Source organism: Nocardioides soli, assembly GCF_014191495.1.
GTDB classification, from domain to species: Bacteria; Actinomycetota; Actinomycetes; order Propionibacteriales; family Nocardioidaceae; genus Nocardioides; species Nocardioides soli.
Window position 1 is genome coordinate 1,862,618 of sequence record NZ_JACHWR010000001.1, and the last position, 22,534, is coordinate 1,885,151.

Consider the following 22,534-nt stretch of genomic DNA (forward strand, 5'->3'; position numbering starts at 1 on the left):
CTGAGGAGATTGCGCGGCGACCGGCTCGAAACCACCCCGGGTCAGCCGAGGCCGAGCTGCTGCGCGGACTCCTCCCGCATCTGCACCTTGCGGATCTTGCCGGTCACCGTCATCGGGAACTCCTCGACGAGCAGCACGTAGCGCGGGATCTTGTAGTGGGCGAGCTTGCCGGTGGCGTAGGCGCGGACGGCGGCAGCGTCGAGCGGGGCGGCGCCGTCCTTGAGCTTGATCCAGGCGCAGAGCTCCTCGCCGTACTTCTCGTCGGGGACGCCGATCACCTGGACGTCCTCGACGTCGGGGTGCTGGTAGAGGAACTCCTCGATCTCGCGCGGGTAGACGTTCTCGCCGCCGCGGATGACCATGTCCTTGATCCGGCCGACGATGTTGCAGTAGCCGTCGTCGCGCATCACCGCCAGGTCGCCGGTGTGCATCCAGCCGTCGGCATCGATCGCCTGATGGGTCCTCTCCTCGTCCTGCCAGTAGCCCAGCATCACGGAGTAGCCGCGGGTGCACAGCTCGCCCGGCTCGCCGCGCTCGAGGGTCGCACCGGAGACCGGGTCCACGACCTTGATCTCGACGTGCGGGTGGACCCGGCCGATGGTGGCGGTACGCCGCTCGAGGTCGTCGTCGACGCGGGTCTGGCAGGACACGGGGCTGGTCTCGGTCATGCCGTAGGCGATCGACACCTCCGCCATGTGCATCTCCTCGACGCAGCGCTTCATCACCTCGACCGGGCAGATCGAGCCGGCCATGATGCCCGTGCGCAGCGACGAGAGGTCGTGGTCGGCGAACGTGGGGTGGTTCTGCATCGCGATGAACATCGTCGGCACGCCGTACACGCCGGTGCAGCGCTCGGCCGCGATCGTGCGCAGCGTGATCTCGGGGTCGAAGCCGGGCGCCGGGATCACCATCGTCGCGCCGTGGCTGGTGCAGCCGAGGTTGCCCATCACCATGCCGAAGCAGTGGTAGAAGGGCACCGGGATGCACAGCCGGTCCTGCTCGGTGAAGCTGATCAGCTCGGTGGTGACGTAGCCGTTGTTGAGGATGTTGCGGTGACTGAGCGTCGCACCCTTGGGATACCCGGTGGTGCCCGACGTGTACTGGATGTTGATCGGGTCGTCGGGCGCGGTCGCGGCCAGCCGCTCGGCCACGACGCCCTCGGGCAGCACCCGGCCGGACTCGACCAGCTGCGCCCAGTCGTCGGTGTCGAGATAGACGACCCGCTGCAGGGTCGGGGTCTGGTCGGCGGTCTCCTCGACCATCGCGCGGTAGTCGCTGGTCTTGAAGCTCGACGCCGCGACCAGCATCCGCAGCCCGGACTGGTTGACGGCGTAGGAGAACTCGTGCGTCCGGTACGCCGGGTTGACGTTGACCAGGATCACGCCGAGCTTGGCCGTGGCGTACTGCACGATTGTCCACTCGGCGCAGTTGGGCGCCCACACGCCGAGCCGGTCGCCCTTCTCGAGCCCGGCCGCGACCAGGCCGCGGGCGACGTCGTCGACATCGCGGTCCAGCTCCGACCAGGTCCAGCGCCGACCGCTCGCGACCTCGACCAGGGCCTCGCCGGCGGGATGGGCGGCGACGGTGCGCTCGAAGTTGGCGCCGATGGTCTCCTCGAGCAGCGGCGGGTGGGGGTCTCCGGCGGCGTAGGACTCCATGACGCGAACCTACGCCGGGCGACGTTGGCTCGGCGTTGCCTGCGGGCCGCGGGTCGTCAGGATCGCTTCTCGGCCAGACCGACCAGGGCCTCGAGCGCCTTCGAGGTGTCGCCGGTGACCATCGGGCCGAGGTCGACGGCGCCGTTCCCCTCGACCGTCGTCCGGACCAGCACCTCGGAGCGCCCGTCGTCGACGGCGCTCACCTGGTGGTCGACGCGGACGACGAGGTCGCCGATGGTGAGCCGGTCGAGATAACGGGCCTGCGGCTCGACGATCTCGAGCATGAACGACGCCTCGACGCCGCCCGAGAGACAGATCGTGCCGGCGGCACCCTCGGCGAAGTGGCCCTCCAGCGCCACCCGCTCGACCGCCGGATCCCAGCGATGCCAACTGCCCACATCGCTCCAGAGCGCCCAGACCTCGGCCGGGCTCGCAGTCGTGGTGACGGAGTGCTCGTACTCGAAGGTCATGACAAGTCAATGTAGAACGTTTCGGGGCTCGCGGGGAGGGGCCGGCTCATCGGTCTCGGGCCACGCTCATCTCCCGGTCGCCGAAGCGGACCCGGTCGCCGTCGACGAGGGTCGCCGCCCGGCCGGACGGCAGCCCGCGCGGCACGCCCTGGCGGATCAGGATCGAGCCGGTGGTCGAGCCGCGGTCCATCACGACGAGGGCGCCGTCGGCGGCGACCTGGAGCTGGGCGTGGGTCTTGGAGAGCGACATGTCGTCCGACGGCAGCGGCACCAGGCGACCGACCTGCTCGCCGGCCCGCGGCTCGGGCCGGCGACCCACGAGCACGAGGCCCTCGACCACGACCGTCTCGCCGGAGTCGAAGCCGATCCGCCAGCGCGGCGGCATCGGCACCTCCGCCTCGGGTGCGGCCTGCCGCGGAGCCGGCGGCCCGACCGGCACCGGCACCAGGCGGAGCGCGGTGAGGTTGACGACGTGCTCGGGCCCGGCCTCGACCCGCGGTGGTTCCGGTGGCTCGGGCCGGACGTCGACGACGACCGAGCCGACCAGGCGGTCGTGCCAGCCGCGCCGTCGCCCGGAGGGGTCCGTCGCCGCCGTCGCGGCGAGCGTGGCGACCCCGAACCCGAGGGTCGGGAGCGCCGCGAGGCCCAGCACCAGCTGGCGGAGCAGGGCGGCAGGTACGCCGATCGGCGTACCGCTGCCCTCGGCGACCACCCGGGTCGCGGCGAGCGCGTTGCCCGGGGTGGACCCGGTCCGGCCGAGGACCACGGCCAGGACGCCGCCGACCAGCAGCGCCACGGCCAGGGCCGCGACCACCGCGAGCCGGACGCGGTCGGGTCCGAGCGCGCGCACGAGGAGGACGGCCGCCGCGGCGGCGACCGCCCACGCGAGCCCGCGGTCGACCGCGAACGCGTAGAGCCGGCGGTCGAGATCGGCCGCGGGCGCCCCGGTCATGTCCCGACGACCCGGATGCTGACCCCGTCGCCCAGATCGACGAGCGCTCCGGGGACGAGCTGGACGGTGACGCCCGGGCGCAGGTCCTCCGGCGGGAGGCCGGGCTGGACGACCACGGTGCCGTTGGTGGAGCCGAGGTCGGTGGCCACCGCCGCGCCGTGGTCGGCCCCGGAGCCGGGGCGGATCTCGAGGTGGGTGGCGGAGACCTCCTGGTGCGGACTGACGACCGAGACCAGCCGCGGCGCGTCGTCGGTCGTCGACCGGGCCGGCTCGGGTGCCCGGCCGATCAGCACCGCGCGGTCGACGTCGACGGTCTCGCCGTCGGGCAGCACCAGCCGGGCCACCGGGCGGGCGGTCACCGGCGGTGCGGGCGGCTGGCCGGGGATGCCCGGCCCGGTCGGCCGGAGCAGCTCGACGGGGTCGGCGACGGGGTGCCGGGTCAGCCCGTCGTGGTCGTCCCCGACCACCGCCACCGGCTGCGTCGCGAGCGGCGGCTCCGGCTGCGCCGGCGGGTGCTCGGCGCCGGCGATCCGGACCAGGCCCGTGTCGATCAGCCCGCCGTCGACCGGCCCGGCCGCGACGTCCGCCGCCGGACCGACCTCGATCCGGATCCGGGCCACGCCCGGCACCCGGCGCTCGACCCAGGTGAGCCCCGGTTCACCCTCGACGTGGACGACCCCGTCGCCACTGGCCAGGTGGGCGCGGACGGCGCCGCGGACCAGCACCCGGGTCGCGCCGTCGTCCTCGCCGATCAGCACGAAGCCGGACAGACCGCGCAGCCCGCCGGAGACCAGCGCGTCGAGCGTCTCGTCGAAGCCCGCGCCCGCGTCGACCAGCTCCCAGAGCGCGGCCGCCCGGGCCCGCTCGGCCGGCGGCAGCGCGACGATCGCACGCGGCCCGAAGACCCCGAACCAGTCGCCCCGGACGAACGACCAGGTCATCGCGTCGGCACCGCTCACCGGCTCGGCCCCTGCGGCCGGCCCGGTAGCGTGGGAGGGATGTCCACGACGGCGTACCGCACCCTCGCCGACCAGCTCCGCGGCTGGCCGGACGAGCGGCTCTCCCGTCTGCTCCACGAACGACCCGATCTCGCCACTCCCGCCCCTCACGACTCCGGCCAGCTCGCGTCGCGTGCGGCCACCCGGTCCTCCGTCCTGCGCGCGCTCGACCAGCTGAACCGGTTCGAGCTCTGTGTGCTTGATGCCCTCGTCGTCCTGGGTCAAACCAGCGTCGAGGAGCTGGTGGACGCCGTCGCGGCGGCGCCGGAGGACGTGCGGACGGCGAGCGCCCGGCTGGTCGATCTGGCGCTGGCCTGGGAGAGTCCGCAGGGCCTGCGCGCGCTCAGCACCGTGGCGGAGGCGCTGACGCCGGGCTCCCCCGGGGTGAGCGGGCTCCGGCCGGTCTCCACCGACCCGCTTCCGGCCGCCGAGATCGAGCGGCGTCTGGACCGGCTCTCGCCCCAGGCCCGACAGCTCCTGGAACACGTCCTCGACTCGGGCGGCACCGCCACCTCCGGCAACGCGCGCCAGACCGTGCTGCCCGAGGAGGCGGCCAACCCCGCCGAGGAGCTGCTCGCCCACCGCCTGCTGGTCCCCCGCAGCGGCGGCTCCGTCGTGCTGCCCGGCGAGGTCGGCCGCGCGCTGCGCGGAGGCTGCACCACGACGTACGACGTCGGCGAGCCGCCCGCGCTCGCGACCTCCGAGCGCGACCCGGCGCTGGTGGACCGGGCCGCCGCGGGCGCGGCGTTCGAGGCCGTGCGGCGCGTGGAGCTGCTGCTCGACCAGTGGGGCTCGCACCCGCCGGCGGCGCTGCGCAGCGGCGGGCTGGGCGTGCGCGACCTGCGGGCGCTGGCGACGGACCTGCACGTCGACGAGCCCGCGGCGGCGTTGCTCGTCGAGGTCGCGCAGGCGGCCGGGCTGCTCTCGACCGCCGCCGGGCCGAACGGCGACCCGCGGTGGATCCCGACCGACGCGTTCGACACCTGGACGGCCAAGCCGACCGCCGAGCGCTGGCTCGCCCTGGTCGTCGCCTGGCTCGAGAGCCCGCGGCTGCCGGGGCTGGTCGGCTCCCGCGACACCGCGGGCAAGGTGTGGAACGCCCTGGCCCCCGAGCTCGCCGGCATCCACCAGGCCGAGACCCGAGGGCTGACGCTCCACGTGCTGGCGGAGCTGCCGCCCGGCACCGTGCTGGCGTCCGGCACCGGCGTGCCGTCGCTCGTGCAGCGGGTGGAGTGGCGGCGCCCTCGGCGTCCCCGCACCCGCGCCGACCAGGTGGTGTGGGCGGTCGACGAGGCGACCGCGCTCGGCCTCGCGGCCCTGGGCGGGCTCGCGTCGTACGCCCGTCCGCTGCTCGCCGGCGACCGGTCCGAGGCCACCGCCGCCCTCGCCGGGCTGCTGCCCGATCCGGTCGACCACGTGCTGCTCCAGGCCGACCTGACCGCGGTCGCGCCCGGACCGCTCGAGTCGCAGCTGGCACGGAGGCTGCAGCTGGTCGCCGACGTGGAGTCGCGCGGCGGCGCCACCGTCTACCGCTTCACACCGGGGTCGGTACGCCGCGCACTCGACACCGGCTGGACGGCCGTCGAGGTGCACGAGTTCGTCGCGTCGGTGTCGCGGACGCCGGTCCCCCAGCCGCTGACCTACCTCGTCGACGACACCGCCCGCACGTTCGGCACGGTGCGGGTGGGGCACGCCGAGGCGTTCCTGCGGACCGACGACGAGGCCGCGCTGACCGAGCTGCTGCACCACCCGAAGGCCGCCTCCCTCGGGCTGCGCCGGCTGGCGCCGACCGTGGTGGTCAGCGACACCCCGATCGACGTGCTGCTGCCGCGCCTGCGCGACCTCGGGATCGCACCCGTCGTCGAGTCGCCCGACGGCACCGTGCACGTCGCCCGCCCCGACCTGCTCCGGGCCCGGACCCCGAAGGAGCACCGCGGCCGGGCGCAGCGCGCCGTCCGCGAGTCCGCGCACGCGGGCCAGGTCGTGAGCGCGATCCGCGCGGGCGACCGCGCCGAGTCGACCCGACCGGCCGCACCGGCCGACCGGCTCTCGCCGAGCGGCTCGATGGCGGCGCTGCGGGAGGCGATCGAGACCCGGGCGGCGGTGGTGATCGGGTACGTCGACAACCAGGGCGCGAGCACCGACCGGCTCGTCGAGCCGGAGTCGCTCGACGGCGGGACGCTCACGGCGTACGACCACCGCAGCGACGACATCCGCACCTTCGCCGTACACCGGATCACGACGGTCCGGGAGGTGCCCCGCAGCGCCGTATGATTGAAACGTGGACTTCATCCGGTACGCCGAGGCCGCGGCCTCGCTGCTCAACGCCGACCTGTCGGAGGTCGGCGGCCTGACGGCGTGCCTCCACGACCGGCCGCGGCTCCAGGAGCGCGCGACCGACCGCGACTGCATGCTGCTGCGCCGCCTCCAGCGCGAGCTGCGGCCCGTCTTCGACGCGGGCACCGCCGGCGATGTCGCCGGGGTCACCGACGGACTGAACGCGCTGCTCGCCCGGCACCCCATCACCCCGCAGCTCTCCGACCACGACGGCCAGGGCCTGCACCTGCACGTCGCGACCGGGGTCGGCGTCGCCGAGCAGCTCGTCGGCGAGTCGATCCTCGGTCTCGCCATGCTCGTGTGCGACCTCGGGGCGGACCGGCTCGGGGTCTGCTCGTCGGCGCCGTGCACCAACGTCTTCGTGGACGCCTCGCCCAACCGGTCGCGACGCTACTGCTCCGACCGGTGCTCGTCGCGGGCCAACGTCGCGGCATACCGCGCCCGCCGGCGGGCCGTCGCGCAGACCTAGCCGTCCGACGTAGCGTCGGTCCATGAGAGGACGGATCACGCACGACACCAACCCGGACCGCGACGCCCGCAAGGACTACTGGGGCGTGGTCCTGGACTCCCCGGCGCCCGGGGCACTGGCCCGGTTCTACGCAACCCTGCTGGAGTGGGAGGTCGCCGACGACGCCCCCGACTGGGTGACGCTGCGGGCACCCGACGGCGTGGCGTACCTCGGGTTCCACCTCAACGAGCAGCACGTCCGGCCGACCTGGCCCTCGACGGCGGAACGGCCGCAGCAGCAGCTGCACCTGGACTTCGAGGTGCAGGATCTCGCGTCCGCCTACCAGCATGCGGTCGAGCTCGGGGCGACGCCGGCCGAGTTCCAGCCCCAGGACAACGTGCGGGTGATGCTCGATCCCGACGGCCACCCGTTCTGCCTGTACAGCTGAATCCTTCGCCGGTTCCGTAGGATCTCCTGAGTGCACGATGGTCCCCTGATCGTCCAGTCCGACAAGACGCTCCTCCTCGAGGTCGACCACGAGCTGGCCGACGACTGCCGCAAGGCGATCGCGCCGTTCGCGGAGCTCGAGCGGTCGCCCGAGCACGTGCACACCTACCGGCTCACGCCGCTCGGCCTCTGGAACGCCCGCGCCGCCGGCCACGACGCCGAGCAGGTCGTCGACACCCTGCTGACCTACAGCCGGTACGCCGTCCCGCACGCGCTGCTCGTCGACGTCGCCGAGACGATGGCCCGCTACGGACGGCTGCGCCTGGAGAAGCACCCCACCCACGGGCTGGTGCTGTCGTCGACCGACCGACCGGTGCTCGAGGAGGTGCTGCGCGCCAAGAAGATCGCGGGCATGCTCGGCGCCCGCATCGACGACGACAGCGTGGTCGTGCACGGCTCCGAGCGCGGCAACCTCAAGCAGGCACTGCTCAAGCTGGGCTGGCCGGCCGAGGACTTCGCGGGCTACGTCGACGGCGAGGCGCACCCGATCGCCCTCTCGGAGGTCGACTGGTCGCTGCGCACCTACCAGCGCGAGGCGGCGGAGTCCTTCTGGCACGGCGGCTCCGGCGTGGTCGTGCTCCCCTGCGGCGCCGGCAAGACCCTGGTCGGCGCTGCGGCGATGGCCGAGGCACAGGCGACCACGCTGATCCTGGTCACCAACACGGTCTCCGCGCGGCAGTGGAAGGACGAGCTGGTGCGGCGTACCTCGCTCACGGCGGACGAGATCGGCGAGTACTCCGGCGCGGTCAAGGAGATCCGGCCGGTCACCATCGCGACGTACCAGGTGCTGACGACCAAGCGGAAGGGCGTCTACCCGCACCTCGAGCTGCTCGACGCGCGCGACTGGGGCCTGATCGTGTACGACGAGGTGCACCTGCTGCCCGCGCCGATCTTCCGGATGACCGCCGACCTGCAGGCGCGGCGCCGGCTCGGCCTGACCGCGACGCTGGTGCGCGAGGACGGCCGCGAGGGCGACGTGTTCTCGCTGATCGGGCCGAAGCGGTACGACGCCCCGTGGAAGGACATCGAGTCGCAGGGCTGGATCGCGCCGGCCGACTGCGTCGAGGTGCGGGTGACCCTGCCGACCAGCGAGCGCCTGGCCTACGCGACCGCCGAGCCCGAGGAGCGCTACCGGCTCGCGTCGTGCACGCACCACAAGATCTCGGTCGTGGAGTCACTGGTGCGCTCCCATCCGGGCCAGCCGACGCTGGTGATCGGGCAGTACATCGACCAGCTCGACGAGCTCGCCGCCGCCCTGGACGCCCCCGTGATCAAGGGCGAGACGACGGTTCGCGAGCGGCAGCGGCTCTTCGACGCCTTCCGGTCCGGCGAGGTCGGGCTGCTGGTGGTCTCCAAGGTCGCGAACTTCTCGATCGACCTGCCCTCCGCCGAGGTCGCGATCCAGGTCTCCGGCTCGTTCGGCTCGCGACAGGAGGAGGCCCAGCGCCTCGGCCGGCTGCTGCGCCCGAAGTCGGAGGGCAAGACCGCGCACTTCTACACGATCGTCTCCCGCGACACCGTCGACGCCGACTTCGCCGCGAACCGGCAGCGCTTCCTCGCCGAGCAGGGGTACGCGTACCGGATCGTCGATGCGGAGGACGTCGGGGCGTGATCGTCGCTCCGCGGGCGACCGGGGGTCCTGAGATGCGCCGATACGCTGTGTCAGCCCCGCGCCAGCGGGGTTGATCCGCGAAACGGGGACAACGTCCGCCGAGCGTGGACATGCTCCCTGCGGACGCGGGGTCGATCGGTTCTTGTTTGCGCGATCACAAGTCTTGAACAGAAAAGGAGACAACCCGCCACAGAACCTTGCCCGCGGACTCACGGTACGTGACGCTCGCCGGGTGACGTCAGCGGGATTCGATCTGGTGACCCGGCCCTGGATCAGGGCGCGGACACTGGACGGCTCCGTCGCCGACCACGCGCTCGCCGACGTGCTCGGCACGGCGCCGGACCTCGCCGGGCTCGCCGGCGAGGTCCCGACCCAGGACGCTGCCATGCAGCGGCTGCTGCTGGCCGTGCTCCGTCGCAGCTATCCGGAGGTCCGCTCACCGCGGGAGTGGGCACGGCTCTGGGACGCCGGTCGTTTCGACATCGATCGCGTGCGGGACTACCTCAACGGCCATCGGGACCGGTTCGACCTGCTCCACCCGACCACGCCGTTCTACCAGGTGGCCGAGCTGCGCACGGCGAAGGGCGAGCTGACCGAGCTCGCACGGCTGATCCCCGACATCCCGGCCGGCCACCAGTACTTCACGACGCGAGCAGGTGACGAGCTGCGGTCGATGTCCTTCGCCGAGGCCGCCCGGTGGATCGTGCACTGCCAGGCGTACGACGCGAGCGGCATCAAGTCCGGCGCCGTCGGCGACGAGCGGGTGAAGAACGGCAAGGGCTACCCGATCGGCATCGCCTGGTGCGGGTGGCTCGGCCTGGTCGTCGCCGAGGGGCGCAGCCTCTTCGAGACGCTGATGCTCAACCTGCAGGCGATGCGCACGCTGCCTCCGGCCGAGGTCGACCTCCCGGTCTGGGAGCGACCACCACAGGGACCGGGCGTCGAGGTCGGCCACGAGCTCCCGGCCGGGCCGGCGGACCTGCTCACCTGGCAGAGCCGCCGGATCCGGCTCGGGCACGACGGCCAGCGCGCGACCGGCGTACTCATCGCGAACGGCGATCCCCTGCACGCGCGCGGCCTGGTCGAGACCGAGCCGATGACGAGCTGGCGCTTCAGCGAGGCGCAGACCAAGGCCACCCAGAGCCCCACTCCGGTGTACATGCCGCGGACACACCGACCCGATCGGGCGGTGTGGCGCGGCCTCTCCGCGCTGCTCGCGCGGGACGACAGCGCGGCTCGCACGCGCGCCGGCGGCTGGCTCGAATGGCTCGCAGAGCTCCGGTCGGCGGGTCATCTGGCAGCCGACCACCCACTCCGGCTGCACACGATCGGCATGGAGTACGGCGTGCAGAGCGCCGTCATCGCCGACATCGCCGACGACGCGCTGAACCTCCGCCTGGCGGTGCTGACCGACGAGGACCTCACCGGCATCGCCGTGGCGGGCGTGGACGACGCCGACGCCGCCGTCCGGGCTCTGGGCCAGCTGGCGGCCGACCTCGTGCGCGCCTCCGGCGGCGGCCGCGAGCTGGCCGGCGTCAGCCGCGACGATGCGCGCGAGCAGGGCTACGCCGCCCTCGACCCGGACTTCCGCCGGTGGATCGCCGGACTGCGGGCCGACACCTCGCGGAACGACGCACGCACGGCCTGGCAGGTCCGCGTCCGTCAGGTGGTCTCCACGCTGGGCCACGAGCTGTTGGACAGGGCCGCCCCGACAGCCTGGGCCGGTCGCACCGACGACAGCGGCCGACCGATCAATGGCGCGACCGCGGCCAGCTGGTTCCACATCGATGTCAAGAAGGCGCTGCCACTCGCCCACCCGTCCCTGGAAGGAGCTGTGTCATGACGACGCAGACCGCTGCGGTCGACGACCCGTTGGAGGAGTTCGTGCACGGCCAGGTGATGCGCCTGTGGCACGACTACTCAGCGGACCGGGCCGACGCCGTCGCCACCCTGGCTCGGCTCCGGCGGACATTCCCGCATGGTGGCGAGGTGGCGCCCGAGTCCTTCGAGCTGTTCGAGCGCGGCTTCCCGACCGAACTGGCCGGCCGCGGGGACGGGCCGTCACCCGCCGAACTGGCGGTCGCGGCGTCGCTGGCGCTCTACGCGTTCCACCAGCAGTCGCGTCGCTCCGCCGCCGCTCATCGGCGTGGCGGGCAGTACACGGTCGGCCGAGCCGCGGGGGTGCTGCGCACGCGCACGAACCCGCAGGGGGTCGAGCGGCGGCTGCAGGTCATGATCCGGGCGACGTCCGTCGTACCGCTCCTCGAGCACCTTCGCGGCTTCGTCTCGTTGCTCCGGACGCACGACGTACCGCTGGACTACGCGTGGCTCGCCCGCGACCTCGCGGCGGCGCACAGCCCCGCCGGACTGCGCGGTGTGCGGATGCGTTGGAGCCGTGACTTCTACCGACCTCGGTCCGCCGAGACCGAGCCGACACCAGGAGACCCCGCATGAGCACGTTCATCGACATCCACGTCCTGCAGACGGTCCCGTCGAGCAACATGAACCGCGACGACACCGGCCGACCCAAGACCGCGATCTTCGGAGGCGTCCCGCGGGCCCGGGTGAGCTCGCAGGCGTGGAAGCGGGCGACCCGCAACGACTTCGGCTGCTACCTGTCGCCGGACGAGCGGGGCGTGCGCACCCGCCGGATCATCGAGGAGCTCGTGGAACGCATCCGCAAGCTCGACGACAGCCTCACCCAGGCCGGCGCCATCGCGCACGCGAAGGGCGTGATGACCGCCGCCGGCGTGAAGTTCAAGGCCGCCCGCACGAAGAAGGACGCGACGGCCAGTCCGTTCGACCTCTCGGAGTACCTGCTGTTCGTCAGCAACCAGCAGCTGGACCGACTCGCCCGGCTCGCGGTCGATGCCGGCGACGACGGGGTGGACAAGGCCGCGGCCAAGACGGCCATCGACAGCGACCATGGCATCGAGGTCGCGCTCTTCGGACGCATGGTCGCCGACGACACGTCGTTGAACGTCGACGCCTCGGTGCAGGTGGCCCACGCGATCAGCACCCACGTCGTCGAGCCGGAGTACGACTACTACACCGCCGTCGACGACAAGACCAGCAAGGACGACGAGGACGCCGGCGCCGGGATGATCGGCGTGATCGAGTTCAACTCCAGCACCCTCTACCGCTACGCCACCATCGATCTCACCCAGTTGATGGAGAACCTCGGCGACGCCCAGGTCGCCGGCCGCGCCGTCGAGGCGTTCGCGAGGTCGTTCGTCGTCAGCCTGCCGACCGGCAAGCAGAACAGCTTCGCGCACAGCACCCTCCCCGACGCGATCGTCGCCCAGGTGCGGGACCGTCGTCCGGTCAACCTCGTCGGGGCGTTCGAACTGCCGATCAGGCCCGACGACACGGCCGCGATCTCGACGCTGTCCGCGCGCGCACTGGCTCGACGAGCGGGCGAGGTCGAGCAGCTCGCCGGCACCCCGGTCGCCGGCTTCGTCGTCGCCGGCACGACCGACGCCGGCGACGCGCTCACCGGCGTGGGCGAGCCCGTCGACCTCGAGACGCTCGGCGCCAGGCTGCGCGACCACGCTGTCGAGGCACTCGGGGGTTCCTCGTGACCGCGCTCCTGATCCGGCTGGACGGACCGCTGCAGGCGTGGGGCGACGCCAGCCGGTTCGTGCGCCGGCACACCCGCCGCGAGCCGACGAAGAGCGGCGTGATCGGGCTGCTCGCGGCCGCGCAGGGCCGCCGACGCACCGACCCGATCGAGGACCTCGCCGCCCTGCGGTTCGGGGTCCGCGTCGACCAGCGCGGCCGGCTCGTGCGCGACTTCCAGACCGCGATCCGGCGTACCGGCCGCAAGCCGGCGCCGATGCCGCTCTCCTATCGCTACTACCTGGCCGACGCGGCGTTCGTCGCGGGCGTCGAGGGCGACGCCGAGCTCCTGCACGGCCTGGATCAAGCGCTCCGGACGCCGACCTTCCCGCTCTATCTCGGCCGACGTGCCTGCCCGCCCGCGGACGCCGAGGTGTCGCTGGGCCTGCGGGACACCACCCTCGACGAGGCGCTTCGCTCCGAGCCCTGGCTGGCCCGCCCGTGGTACCGCAGCCGGCAGGGCAGGACGGTCCACCTGGACCTGCTGGTCGATGCTCCGCCCGGCACTCCCGACGCGGAGACGACGCGCGATGTACCGCTCAGCTTCGATCCGGTACGCCGGGAGTACGGCTGGCGCGACGTACTCCGCCTCGCCCCCGTCGAGATGGCGAACGACCTGGGTCGCGACGAGCCCGACTTCATGGCCGCCCTCGGAGGGGCCTGATGTACCTCACCCGGATGTTCCTCAACCCGGCTCGGCGCGGCACGCGGCAGTTGCTCTCGTCGCCGCAGCGCATGCACGCGGCGGTCCTGGGCTCCTTCCCGCCGGACTCCGAGGTCGAGACCGGCGGCGGACGCGTGCTGTGGCGGGTGGACGCGGACCCCCGGGCACACACGCTCCTCTACATCAGCAGCCCGGCGCGGCCCGACCTGACCGCCGTCGTCGAGCAGGCCGGCTGGCCCGTGTCGGAGTCGACCTGGCAGACCGCCACCCTGGATCGACTGCTCGACCGGCTGGCCGTCGGGCAGCAGTGGCGGTTCCGGCTGACGGCGAACCCCGTCCACAACGTGGCCATCCCCGGCCAGCGTGGCAAGCGCCTCGGTCACGTCACGGTCGACCAGCAGGAGCAGTGGCTGACCGATCGTTCGTCGGGCTGGGGATTCACTACGACCTCCGCCGACGTCACCTCGCGTCGGCGACTCAGCTTCGCACGGCGTACGGACGGCACCGAGCGCACCGTGACCGTCTCGGTCGCCACCTTCGATGGCGCTCTGGAGGTCACGGACGTTGACGCGCTGAAGCACTCGCTCGGCCATGGCCTCGGACGGGCCAAGGCCTACGGCTGCGGGCTGCTGACCCTGGCGCCGCCGTGAGGCCGATCTCAGGCGAGGATGCCCCCTGGCTTCCTGCTGGGATGCCCGGAGACCGGCCTCGCTCCCCGCACGCGCGGGGATGAACCCGTCGGCGCCGCGATCTGTCGTCGACCATGAAGTACTCCCCGCGGCTGCGGGGATGCGCCGGCCTGTTCACTCGTCATGAACAGACTTTCGGCGACGGCAGGCGCTCGCGATGCCGGAGTCCACCGAGCGGAACGGTGGCTGGCCAGCGTTCGTGACCCGCGCGTTGACATGACAAGATTCACCCAACATGTTGGACTATGGACGTGCGCTCCTCGCGCCAGCGGGGATGAGCCGATATTCGGCGGACTCGACGATCGAGACGGCGAATGCTCCCTGCTGAGCGGGGATCGAGCAGGCCGGCCTAGGCGAAGAGGTCGTCGAGGTCGGTGTCGACGTCGACGATGTCGTTCTCGAGCCACGACGCATCGTCGGAGCCGCCGACAGGCAGGCAGCGCACGACGATCCCGGTTTGCACGTCGAGGGCGACGTCGTAGTGGTCGGGATAGGAACGTCCACGCCACTTCTCCGGGACCTCGTCCGGCCCCTCGAAGTCGGACATCAGCCCCGCCTCGCTGTAGAGCAGCTCGCAGCAGTTGCCGCCGCAGCGGGGCTGATAGCCGGGCAGCGCGCGCAGGTCGGCTCGCCAGACGGGACGCCCGGCGACCTCGTCGGCGCGCAGGTTCGCCACGTCGACGTGGTCGCTCAGCTCGACCGGGTCGAGCATCGCCACCCAGCCGTAGTTGCCGTACATCGGGTCGTCGTAGTCCACCTGCCACGAGGGAGGTCGCTCGGCGACCAGCCCGTCCGGCCGCAGCACCGGCGCGGCGAGGTGCGGGAGCACCGGCTCGAGCGGCGCCGGCGGAACAGCCCCGGGCTCGGCGGAGACCGCCACCAGGTCGCCTCGCGTGTACGGCAGGCCGGACACGCGCTGCTCGCGACCATCGGCTTCGCGCACCAGCAGGTCACCGGGACGTCGTACCCATGCCTCACAGGCGCCCGGATAGCCGGAGCGGTGCACGAAGTGCAGCGTCGTCCATCGCCACGGCGAGCTGCGCGCGAGGGCAAGGAAGGAGTCGCGGTCCGGAGTCACCGGAGCAGGCTATGCGGCGTGCCAGTTGAGCTGGTGGTGGATGAGGTGGAGTCCGCTGTGGCCCAGGGGTACGACGCGGCTGGGGGTGGGTGCGCGGGGCGCTGTTGATCGGATCGTGTGGCCGGTAGGCAGCGTGGTCTCGACGACGTGCTGATCGGCCGGGCCGGTGATGGGGGTGGCTCGCCAGCCGGGGGCTTGTTTGGTGTGGTTGCACTGCTCGCACAGGCCTTGGCCGTTGATGGCGGAGGTGGGGCCGCCGTGGGCGTGGTCGGTGATGTGGTCGTGGTGGCGGACCGGGGCGTTGCACCAGGGGGTGCGACACGTCTGGTCGCGCAGGTCAAGGAACAGGCCGAGGGCCTTGGGGAACGCCCGGGCCTTCGATTCCATCGCGACGAGGGTGCCGGTCTCGGGGGCCACGTAGAGCCGCCGCAGCGCCACCCGCGCCGTCTGCGCCGTCTGTGCCTGGGCGAGGGCGGTGGCGGCGAGGTCGCGGGCGTGGTCGGCGGTGATCGGGCCGTAGCCGGTGAGCCAGGCCGGCTGGTGTCCGCCGGCGAGGAGGGTGTGGTCGGAGACGGTCAGGTTGATCGTGACCGGGACCCCCTCCGCCGTGGCCTGTCCGGTGATCAGGGCGACGAGGGTGTCGGTCATCACCTGGCCGCGTGACCGCGGGTCGCCCTGGGCACGGGCGGAGTCGGCGGTCCGGGTCAGGGTGGCGTAGGCCGCGACACCCTGAGCGGCCGGGAGCAGTACCGAGAGCCGGGCCATCGCGTCCGGCGCGGGCCGCAGGCTCACGTGCCGGTCGGCCTCCGCCTTCGCGCGGCGGTCGACGACGGCGGCCGGGTCCAGGCCGGCGACCAGCGCCCGGGTCTGCGCGATCAGGCGTCGGTCGCCCCACCCCTCGAACCGATACGCGCCCTGGTCGTCGGGGGCGCACAGCTCGGCGTCCACCCGGGCCCGGTGCCCGGGTGCCAGGCAGGCGGTCTCCCGGGCGATCAGGATCGCCCGCCACTCCGACACCACCCCGGCCGCCAGCGCGGCCTCCGTCGAGGGGAGCTCGGCCAGGGCGTGCGAACGACTGTTCGATCACACAAGGGATTGGGCGGCGTGTTCCGCCCAGGTTCGGGGTGGTTTCGAGACAGGCGCTAGCGCGCCTTCCTCAACCACCGTGCCCGGCGGGAGGCTCGACGACGGTGGTTGAGGAGGTTGCGCTAGCAACCGTCTCGAAACCACCCCCAACGCGACCCAGTCCCGACCACAGGTCGGCGTCCTCCCGATAGGCGCCGAACGGGTCCGCGGGAGGACGCCGACACTCCCCCGACACCGGCGGGTGGTTTCGAGACAGGCGCTAGCGCGCCTTCCTCAACCACCGTAGGCGCGTCTTCCTCAACCGCCGACGCCGGCCGCCTGCAGGGCTGCGTCGACCGCGAGCCTCGGGCTGGCGAGGACCGGGACGGGCGGGTCGTGGAGCAGGTCGACGGCGCCGGCCATGCTCGCCTGGGCCAACACGACGACGTCGACCGGCGGGGGACCGGAGGCGGCCGAGCGCGCGGCGTCCGCGATCGCCGCCAGGTAGGCACTCGTGTCGCCGGCCTCGAACCGCGCCCAGGCCGCCGGCACCCACACCTCGGTGAGCACCGGGGTGACGCCGGCGCGGGCGGCCTCGTCGACGAGCAGCTCGCGGGTCGGGACCAGCGTCGACTCGACGGCGGCGACCACCGCGATCCGGGGGCCGAGGCCGACGGCATGGCGGGCCATCGGCCGGTCGACGCGGAGCACCGGGACGGGCAGGCCGGCCGCGCCCTCGGCGAGCGGACCCAGGGTCGAGCAGGTGCACACCACCACCGACGCCCCGGCGTCGGCCAGCCCGGCGAGGGCGGCCCGCACGCCCGACTCGACGTCCCGGGTGGGACCGTCGCGGCGGGCCCGCTCGAGCAGCGCGGGCTCGACCACGTGCACCGTCGTCGCGGCGGCGCCGACCAGCGCGTCGAAGGTGCCGACGTGCACCTCGGCGGTGTGCAGGAATCCAACCTTCGACATAGGGACATCCTGACCGGTCGCGGACCGCTAGCGTGACCGAGCATGAGCGACGACCAGGTCATGTTCACCCTCGACGAGTCCGAGCAGGTCACCCACTGGTACAACCTGGTGGCCGACCTCCCGACTCCGCCTCCCCCGCCGCTGCACCCGGGCACCCGCGAGCCGGTCGGGCCCGACGACCTCGCCCCGCTCTTCCCGATCGAGCTGATCATGCAGGAGGTCACGACCGAGCGGTACGTCGAGATCCCCGAGCCGGTCCGCGAGGTCTACCGCCAGTACCGGCCGAGCCCGCTCTTCCGCGCGCGCCGCTGGGAGCAGAAGCTCGGGACGCCGGCCCGGATCTACTACAAGTACGAGGGCGTCTCGCCCGCCGGCTCGCACAAGACCAACACCTCGGTGCCGCAGGTCTACTACAACTCCCTGAACGGCGTGACCCGGCTGACGACCGAGACCGGCGCCGGCCAGTGGGGTACGGCGCTGTCCTACGCGTGCTCGCTCTTCGGGATGGAGTGCGAGGTGTGGCAGGTCGGGGCGTCGTACGACACCAAGCCCCAGCGCCGCACGCTGATCGAGGTCTTCGGCGGCACGGTGCACCGCTCCCCGAGCCGGATGACGGAGTCGGGCAAGGCGTTCCCGGAGGACCACCCGGGCTCACTGGGCATCGCGATCTCCGAGGCCGTCGAGCTGGCGGCCCAGGACGAGAACACCAAGTACGCCCTGGGCTCCGTGCTCAACCACGTGCTGCTGCACCAGACGGTGATCGGCGAGGAGGCGCTGCGCCAGCTGGCCAAGGCCGGCGAGAGCGGGGCCGACGTGGTGATCGGCTGCGCGGGCGGCGGCTCCAACTTCGCGGGGCTGTCCTTCCCCTTCCTGCGCGAGAAGCTCGCGGGCACCCAGAGCCCGCGGATCCTCGCGGTCGAGCCGACCTCGTGCCCGACGCTGACCCGTGGCGAGTACCGCTACGACTTCGGCGACACCGCTGGCCTGACGCCGCTGATGAAGATGTACACGCTCGGCCACGACTTCGTCCCGTCGCCGATCCACGCCGGCGGCCTGCGCTACCACGGCATGGCGCCGCTGGTCTCGCACGCCGTCCACGAGGGCCTGATCGAGGCGACCGCGCTGCACCAGTCGGAGTGCTTCGAGAGCGCGCTGGAGTTCGCCCGAACCCAGGGCATCGTGGCCGCGCCGGAGTCGTCGCACGCGCTGGCGCAGGCCCGGCGCGAGGCGCTCGCCGCCGCGGAGTCGGGCGAGGAGAAGGTCATCGTGATCGGCCTCTCCGGCCACGGGCTCCTCGAGCTCGGCGCCTACGACAGCTTCCTCTCCGGTCGTCTCGAGGACGACCCGCTCTCCCAGGAGGCGCTGGACGCCGCCCTGGCCGAGGTGCCGGTGGTCTGAGCTAGGGCGAGACGAGCCGGACGGTGCTGCGCACCGTCCGGCGCTCGGCCTGGAGCCGCAGCGTCAGCGCCTCGGGCGGCTCCGCCTCGCGGTCGGCCCGGGTCGGGATCGTGACGAGCAGCGTCCGCGCGCCCGGGGCGATCGAGTCGTACGTCGACGCGTGGGCGCGCCACAGCGGCCGCCTCGGGTTGACCGGCCCGACGTACTGGTCGGTCCAGCGCTTGGCGATGTCGCCCACCTGCACCCACGGGCCGGGGCCGCGCACGACCTTGCCGGTGACGGAGACGTCGTAGTCGACCCGGCGCGAGAGCCGGACCTGCCACTGCGCGGGCTCGCCCTCGGCGACCCGGGCCGAGACCCGCTCGATGGTGACCCGCGGCCGCGGGTCGTCGTCGACGATGGTGAGCTTGCCGGCGTAGCGGTCGGTGATCACGTTGCGGCTCCCCCACGCCACCACCTGGGTGACCAGCGTCGGGTAGTCGGCACGCGTGTCGGCGTCGTAGGCGACCGGGATGAAGCCGCCGGTCTGGCCCGGAGCCAGGTCGACGGTGAAGCGCTGCACGTCGCGCACCGACTGGCCCACGGTCGAGACGACCAGGCGGGCGGGCTCGGTGAGCGTGCCGTTGATCCGGAAGGGCACCCGCGCCACCGTGGCGCCACCCGCGCCCTCCTTGATCCGCACCGCGGCGACGTCGACGGTCGGCAGCCGCCGGGCGGGTACGGCGGACAGGCCGGCCGGTGCGGCCGCGAGGTCGGCCACCCACACCCGGCCGCGACCGCTGGCGCCGACCAGGTCGACGCGGGCGATCCGGGTCAGGTCGAGGCCCGCGCCGGCGGGGTCGACGACGACGGTCTGCGCCCACAGCTTGCGGATCTCGGAGGACGTGCCGAGGCCGGGCAGTGCGGGCCCACCGACGGGGTCGAGCACGGCGCTGGCGCCGGCGGCGTCGGTGAGCCGCACCCGCAGGCTCGCGCCGCTGCGGTTGTCGACGATCGTGCGGAGCTCGAGCCGGCGCCCGGAGAGGTCGAGCGGGCTGCGCAGCAGCAGGCCACCGGACTGCCCGGCCGCCGTCCACGCCATCTCGAAGAAGCTCCGGGCCGGCGCCGCCTCGCCCGGCTGCAGCCACATCGGCGCGGCGGCGACCATGCCGATGCCGGAGCCGCACGACGAGACCCGGTTGCCGGCGAGGGTGCCCTGGCAGAAGCGGGTGGTGGCGCCGTCGGGCAGCGCGAGCGCGGTCGAGCCGGCCGGGGTGCGCAGCACCCGGCCGCCGCCGATCGCGTGGCTGAGGGTCTGGGCCCGGCCCTGCGAGGTCACCCGGGCCCGCGATCCGTCGAAGAGCGGCAGCACCCGCTGGTCGTCCTTCGCGAAGAGGTGCACCGCGCCCGCGACGTACGCCGTCGCGGCCGCGCGCTGCCCGGCGCCGCTGAGGCGCTGGGGGTCGCGGCGCCCACAGGTCTGGTCGGCCGCGCCGTACCAGTCGTCGTCGGAGGGTGCCTGCGCGGTCGCGGGGGTCCACTCGGTGTTGAAGTAGTTGTGGTTGGCGCCCATCATCAGCACGCTGCTGCGGAACGCCGTGTCGTCGCTGGCCAGGTCGCGGGCGACGTCGGTGAACCGCTGGCCCTGGAGGTCGCTCACGTCGCCGTCGCAGTAGGGCAGCAGGGTCACGGTCGGCACGTACGGCGCGGTCTGCGACGCGAAGTCCGTCGGCGCGATCAGCACCTGCCCGGCGATGCGGTAGGGGGCGCTCAGCGGGATCCGGATCGCGGCGCGGTTGACGCCCTCCCCACCCCGGCTGTGGCCGACCAGCACGACGCGCCCCAGATCGACCCGGCGGGCGGCCGCCAGTCCGGCCCAGTGGTCGAGGTGGGCCTGCACGATGCGGGCGCGCGCGTCGGCGCCGCCGTCGTCGAGCATGCCGTCCTGCGCGTTGATGCCGTTGACCCGCACCGACACCGTCGCGTAGCCCTGCGAGGCCAGCACCCGCTGGAGGTAGTCGTAGCCCAGCTGGCTCGGGATCTCGCGGAACGGCGCCCGGCACGGCCAGGTGTCCGACCACTGCTGCTCGTCGGACGGGTCGTAGCAGTAGTTGTGCCGGCCGTGCAGGAACAGCACCAGCGGCCGCGGCCCGGTGGCGGCCTCGGCCGACGGCTCGACCACGTGGCCGACCATCTCGATCGGCTCGGCCATGCCCCGCACGGCCACGGGCGCGAGCGTGTAGTCGCTGCTCGTCACGGCGTACGGACCCGGGGTCCCCGGGTCCGTGTCGAGGGTGCGGATGCCCGGCAGGGCGAGCGCGGGGTCGGGCTGGCCGGCGACCTGGCGGGGGCGCTGGGAGTCGCCCTCGTCGAGCCGGGCGCCGGACAGCACGACGTCGAGCCGGGCCGGGTCGGGTCGCATCGTCGCATCGACCCGAGCGCGCACGGTGCGGCCGTCGGCGGCGACCGTCGTGGTCCCGATCGCCCAGCCCTCCGGCCCGACGACGGTCGGGCGATCGGAGGTGACCGGCAGGCTGCCCGGTGAGGTCCACGTCACGACGTACCGCCCCGGAGCGAGCTGGCGCACATCCCAGGCGCCGGTGCCGGCCCCGCCGGCCTCGGCGGCCGGCCGCGCCCCGTCGCGGGGCAGGGAGCCGGCACTGCCGGCGGTCACGACGGTGGCGGCGAGCGCGAGGGCGAGGGCGGCGACGGCCGCCTTGGTACGACGAGGCATGCGGCGAATCATGCCCGGCGCCGCCGACGGGCGCCCGAGAACCGTCGAGACACGCGATCACGGTCGGATCACAGGGGGCGAGCGGCCGGCCGGATCGTCCACCCAGTGGCGCCAGTTCGGCTCGGACGGGACACGCGCCTACGCTGGACAATCGTGAAGGCGCTCCTGCTCGAGAACATCCACCCGGTCGCCGTCGAGATCCTCGAAGGCCGCGGCTTCGAGGTCGAGCTGCGGAGCAGCTCTCTCTCCGAGGAGGATCTCATCAAGACCCTCCCGGGGGTCCACCTGCTCGGCATCCGCTCCAACACCCACCTGACCCCGGCCGTGCTCGACGCCGCGTCCGACCTGGTCGCGGTCGGCTGCTTCTGCATCGGCACCAACCAGGTCGACCTGGCCGCGGCCGCCGAGCGCGGCATCGCGGTGTTCAACGCGCCCTACTCCAACACCCGCAGCGTCGTCGAGCTCGTGATCGGCGAGATCATCGTGCTGGCCCGCCGGCTCGCGGAGAAGACCGAGCGGATGCACGCCGGCGTCTGGGACAAGTCGGCCAAGGGCAGCCACGAGATCCGCGGCCGCACCCTCGGCATCGTCGGCTACGGCAACATCGGCACCCAGCTGTCCAACCTGGCCGAGTCGATGGGCCTGCGGGTGATCTTCTTCGACACCGCCGACCGGCTCGCGCACGGCAACGCCCGGCGGATGAGGACGCTCGACGACCTGCTCGCCGAGGCCGACGTCGTGAGCCTCCACGTCGACGGACGGCCGGGCAACGCGGGCATGTTCGGTGCCGAGCAGTTCGCGAAGATGAAGCCCCGCAGCCTGTTCATCAACGCAGCCCGCGGCATGGTCGTCGACGACGCCGCGCTGCGCGAGAACATCCTCTCGGGCCACATCGCCGGTGCGGCGCTCGACGTCTTCCCGGTCGAGCCGAAGGCCCAGGGCGACCCGTTCGAGTCGGTGCTGCGCGGCCTCGACAACGTGATCCTCACCCCGCACGTCGGCGGCTCCACGCAGGAGGCGCAGGAGGAGATCGGCTACTTCGTCGCGGGCAAGCTCGCGGGCTTCGCCCAGGAGGGCCGCACCGAGCTGTCGGTGAACCTCCCGGCGGTGCAGGCGCCGCAGCTGCAGGTCGGCCACCGGGTCGGCTACCTGCACGTGAACGTGCCGGGCGTGCTCGCCCACGTGAACCGGATCCTCGCCGAGGGCGGCGACAACATCAACGCGCAGTACCTCTCCACCCGCGGCGAGCAGGGCTACGTCGTCACCGACACCCTCGACCCGCTGCCCGCCGAGGCGCTCGCCAAGCTCGCCCAGTCGGAGCACACCATCTGGCTGCGCACCTGGGACGCCTGAGG

The 22,534-nt window shown here is 73.2% G+C and carries 19 protein-coding genes; 11 read left to right on the top strand and 8 right to left on the bottom strand.

Translation table 11 applies throughout. The features are described from left to right. Nucleotides 1-41: 41 nt before the first annotated feature. Genes FHU40_RS09260 through FHU40_RS09275 form a run of 4 tightly spaced genes read right to left on the bottom strand, consistent with a single transcriptional unit; the run spans nucleotide 42 to nucleotide 4,039 of the window. Nucleotides 42-1,658, bottom strand: a complete 1,617-nt coding sequence (locus tag FHU40_RS09260; RefSeq protein WP_183591903.1) for an AMP-binding protein — start codon at nucleotides 1,656-1,658, stop codon at nucleotides 42-44. A gap of 56 nt (nucleotides 1,659-1,714) precedes the next feature. Continuing rightward, nucleotides 1,715-2,128, bottom strand: coding sequence for an SRPBCC family protein (locus FHU40_RS09265; protein WP_183591904.1), 414 nt, complete (start codon nucleotides 2,126-2,128; stop codon nucleotides 1,715-1,717). Nucleotides 2,129-2,174: 46 nt separating this feature from the next. Further along, entirely contained in the window at nucleotides 2,175-3,080 is a 906-nt protein-coding gene (locus FHU40_RS09270) for an RDD family protein (RefSeq protein WP_183591905.1), read from the bottom strand. Beyond that, a complete protein-coding gene (locus tag FHU40_RS09275) occupies nucleotides 3,077-4,039 on the bottom strand; it encodes an FHA domain-containing protein (RefSeq protein ID WP_183591906.1) in 963 nt (320 codons plus the stop codon). Before FHU40_RS09275 ends, FHU40_RS09270 begins: the two co-directional genes overlap by 4 nt. 39 nt (nucleotides 4,040-4,078) lie before the next feature. On the opposite strand from FHU40_RS09275, the gene FHU40_RS09280 reads away from it, so the two are divergent. The 9 genes from FHU40_RS09280 to cas6e all read left to right on the top strand — a co-directional run bounded on the left by FHU40_RS09280 (nucleotide 4,079) and on the right by cas6e (nucleotide 13,914). Next, on the top strand, nucleotides 4,079-6,352 hold the full coding sequence (locus FHU40_RS09280) for a helicase C-terminal domain-containing protein (protein ID WP_183591907.1): 2,274 nt from the start codon (nucleotides 4,079-4,081) through the stop codon (nucleotides 6,350-6,352). Nucleotides 6,353-6,359: 7 nt separating this feature from the next. Beyond that, nucleotides 6,360-6,884, top strand: coding sequence for a CGNR zinc finger domain-containing protein (locus FHU40_RS29425; protein WP_183591908.1), 525 nt, complete (start codon nucleotides 6,360-6,362; stop codon nucleotides 6,882-6,884). A 22-nt stretch (nucleotides 6,885-6,906) separates the two neighbouring features. Further along, nucleotides 6,907-7,311 (top strand): VOC family protein, encoded by a 405-nt coding sequence (locus FHU40_RS09290; protein ID WP_183591909.1) that lies wholly within the window; start codon nucleotides 6,907-6,909, stop codon nucleotides 7,309-7,311. A 30-nt stretch (nucleotides 7,312-7,341) separates the two neighbouring features. Beyond that, nucleotides 7,342-8,982: a DNA repair helicase XPB gene (locus FHU40_RS09295; RefSeq protein ID WP_183591910.1), complete on the top strand. Its 1,641-nt coding sequence runs from the start codon at nucleotides 7,342-7,344 to the stop codon at nucleotides 8,980-8,982. 232 nt (nucleotides 8,983-9,214) lie between these two features. Next, entirely contained in the window at nucleotides 9,215-10,825 is a 1,611-nt protein-coding gene (gene casA, locus FHU40_RS09300; protein ID WP_183591911.1) for a type I-E CRISPR-associated protein Cse1/CasA, read from the top strand. Next, nucleotides 10,822-11,436: a type I-E CRISPR-associated protein Cse2/CasB gene (gene casB, locus FHU40_RS09305; RefSeq protein WP_183591912.1), complete on the top strand. Its 615-nt coding sequence runs from the start codon at nucleotides 10,822-10,824 to the stop codon at nucleotides 11,434-11,436. The genes casA and casB overlap by 4 nt, the downstream gene beginning before the upstream one ends. After that, entirely contained in the window at nucleotides 11,433-12,563 is a 1,131-nt protein-coding gene (gene cas7e, locus FHU40_RS09310) for a type I-E CRISPR-associated protein Cas7/Cse4/CasC (RefSeq protein ID WP_183591913.1), read from the top strand. Before casB ends, cas7e begins: the two co-directional genes overlap by 4 nt. Continuing rightward, on the top strand, nucleotides 12,560-13,264 hold the full coding sequence (gene cas5e, locus FHU40_RS09315) for a type I-E CRISPR-associated protein Cas5/CasD (protein ID WP_183591914.1): 705 nt from the start codon (nucleotides 12,560-12,562) through the stop codon (nucleotides 13,262-13,264). The genes cas7e and cas5e overlap by 4 nt, the downstream gene beginning before the upstream one ends. Beyond that, nucleotides 13,264-13,914, top strand: coding sequence for a type I-E CRISPR-associated protein Cas6/Cse3/CasE (cas6e, locus tag FHU40_RS09320; RefSeq protein ID WP_183591915.1), 651 nt, complete (start codon nucleotides 13,264-13,266; stop codon nucleotides 13,912-13,914). The genes cas5e and cas6e overlap by 1 nt, the downstream gene beginning before the upstream one ends. 388 nt (nucleotides 13,915-14,302) lie before the next feature. On the opposite strand, the gene FHU40_RS09325 is transcribed toward cas6e, so the two are convergent. The 3 genes from FHU40_RS09325 to FHU40_RS09335 form a co-directional block, all read right to left on the bottom strand. After that, nucleotides 14,303-15,031 carry a hypothetical protein gene (locus FHU40_RS09325; RefSeq protein WP_183591916.1) on the bottom strand — a complete coding sequence of 243 codons (729 nt, stop codon included), beginning with the start codon at nucleotides 15,029-15,031 and terminating at the stop codon, nucleotides 14,303-14,305. A 9-nt stretch (nucleotides 15,032-15,040) separates the two neighbouring features. Further along, nucleotides 15,041-16,093, bottom strand: coding sequence for an HNH endonuclease (locus FHU40_RS09330; protein ID WP_183592268.1), 1,053 nt, complete (start codon nucleotides 16,091-16,093; stop codon nucleotides 15,041-15,043). Between the two features lie 321 nt (nucleotides 16,094-16,414). Further along, nucleotides 16,415-17,068, bottom strand: coding sequence for an aspartate/glutamate racemase family protein (locus tag FHU40_RS09335; RefSeq protein WP_183591917.1), 654 nt, complete (start codon nucleotides 17,066-17,068; stop codon nucleotides 16,415-16,417). A gap of 42 nt (nucleotides 17,069-17,110) precedes the next feature. On the opposite strand from FHU40_RS09335, the gene FHU40_RS09340 reads away from it, so the two are divergent. Continuing rightward, the gene (locus FHU40_RS09340; RefSeq protein WP_183591918.1) at nucleotides 17,111-18,466 is read left to right on the top strand and encodes a TrpB-like pyridoxal phosphate-dependent enzyme; all 1,356 of its coding nucleotides are present in this window, start codon (nucleotides 17,111-17,113) and stop codon (nucleotides 18,464-18,466) included. 1 nt (nucleotide 18,467) lies between these two features. Here FHU40_RS09340 and FHU40_RS09345 read toward each other — a convergent pair whose 3' ends face one another. Next, a complete protein-coding gene (locus FHU40_RS09345) occupies nucleotides 18,468-21,179 on the bottom strand; it encodes an alpha/beta hydrolase (protein ID WP_183591919.1) in 2,712 nt (903 codons plus the stop codon). A 153-nt stretch (nucleotides 21,180-21,332) separates the two neighbouring features. Between FHU40_RS09345 and serA the strand changes: the two genes are divergently transcribed. Then, nucleotides 21,333-22,532, top strand: a complete 1,200-nt coding sequence (gene serA, locus FHU40_RS09350) for a phosphoglycerate dehydrogenase (protein ID WP_183591920.1) — start codon at nucleotides 21,333-21,335, stop codon at nucleotides 22,530-22,532. The last annotated feature ends 2 nt before the right edge of the window (nucleotides 22,533-22,534 follow it).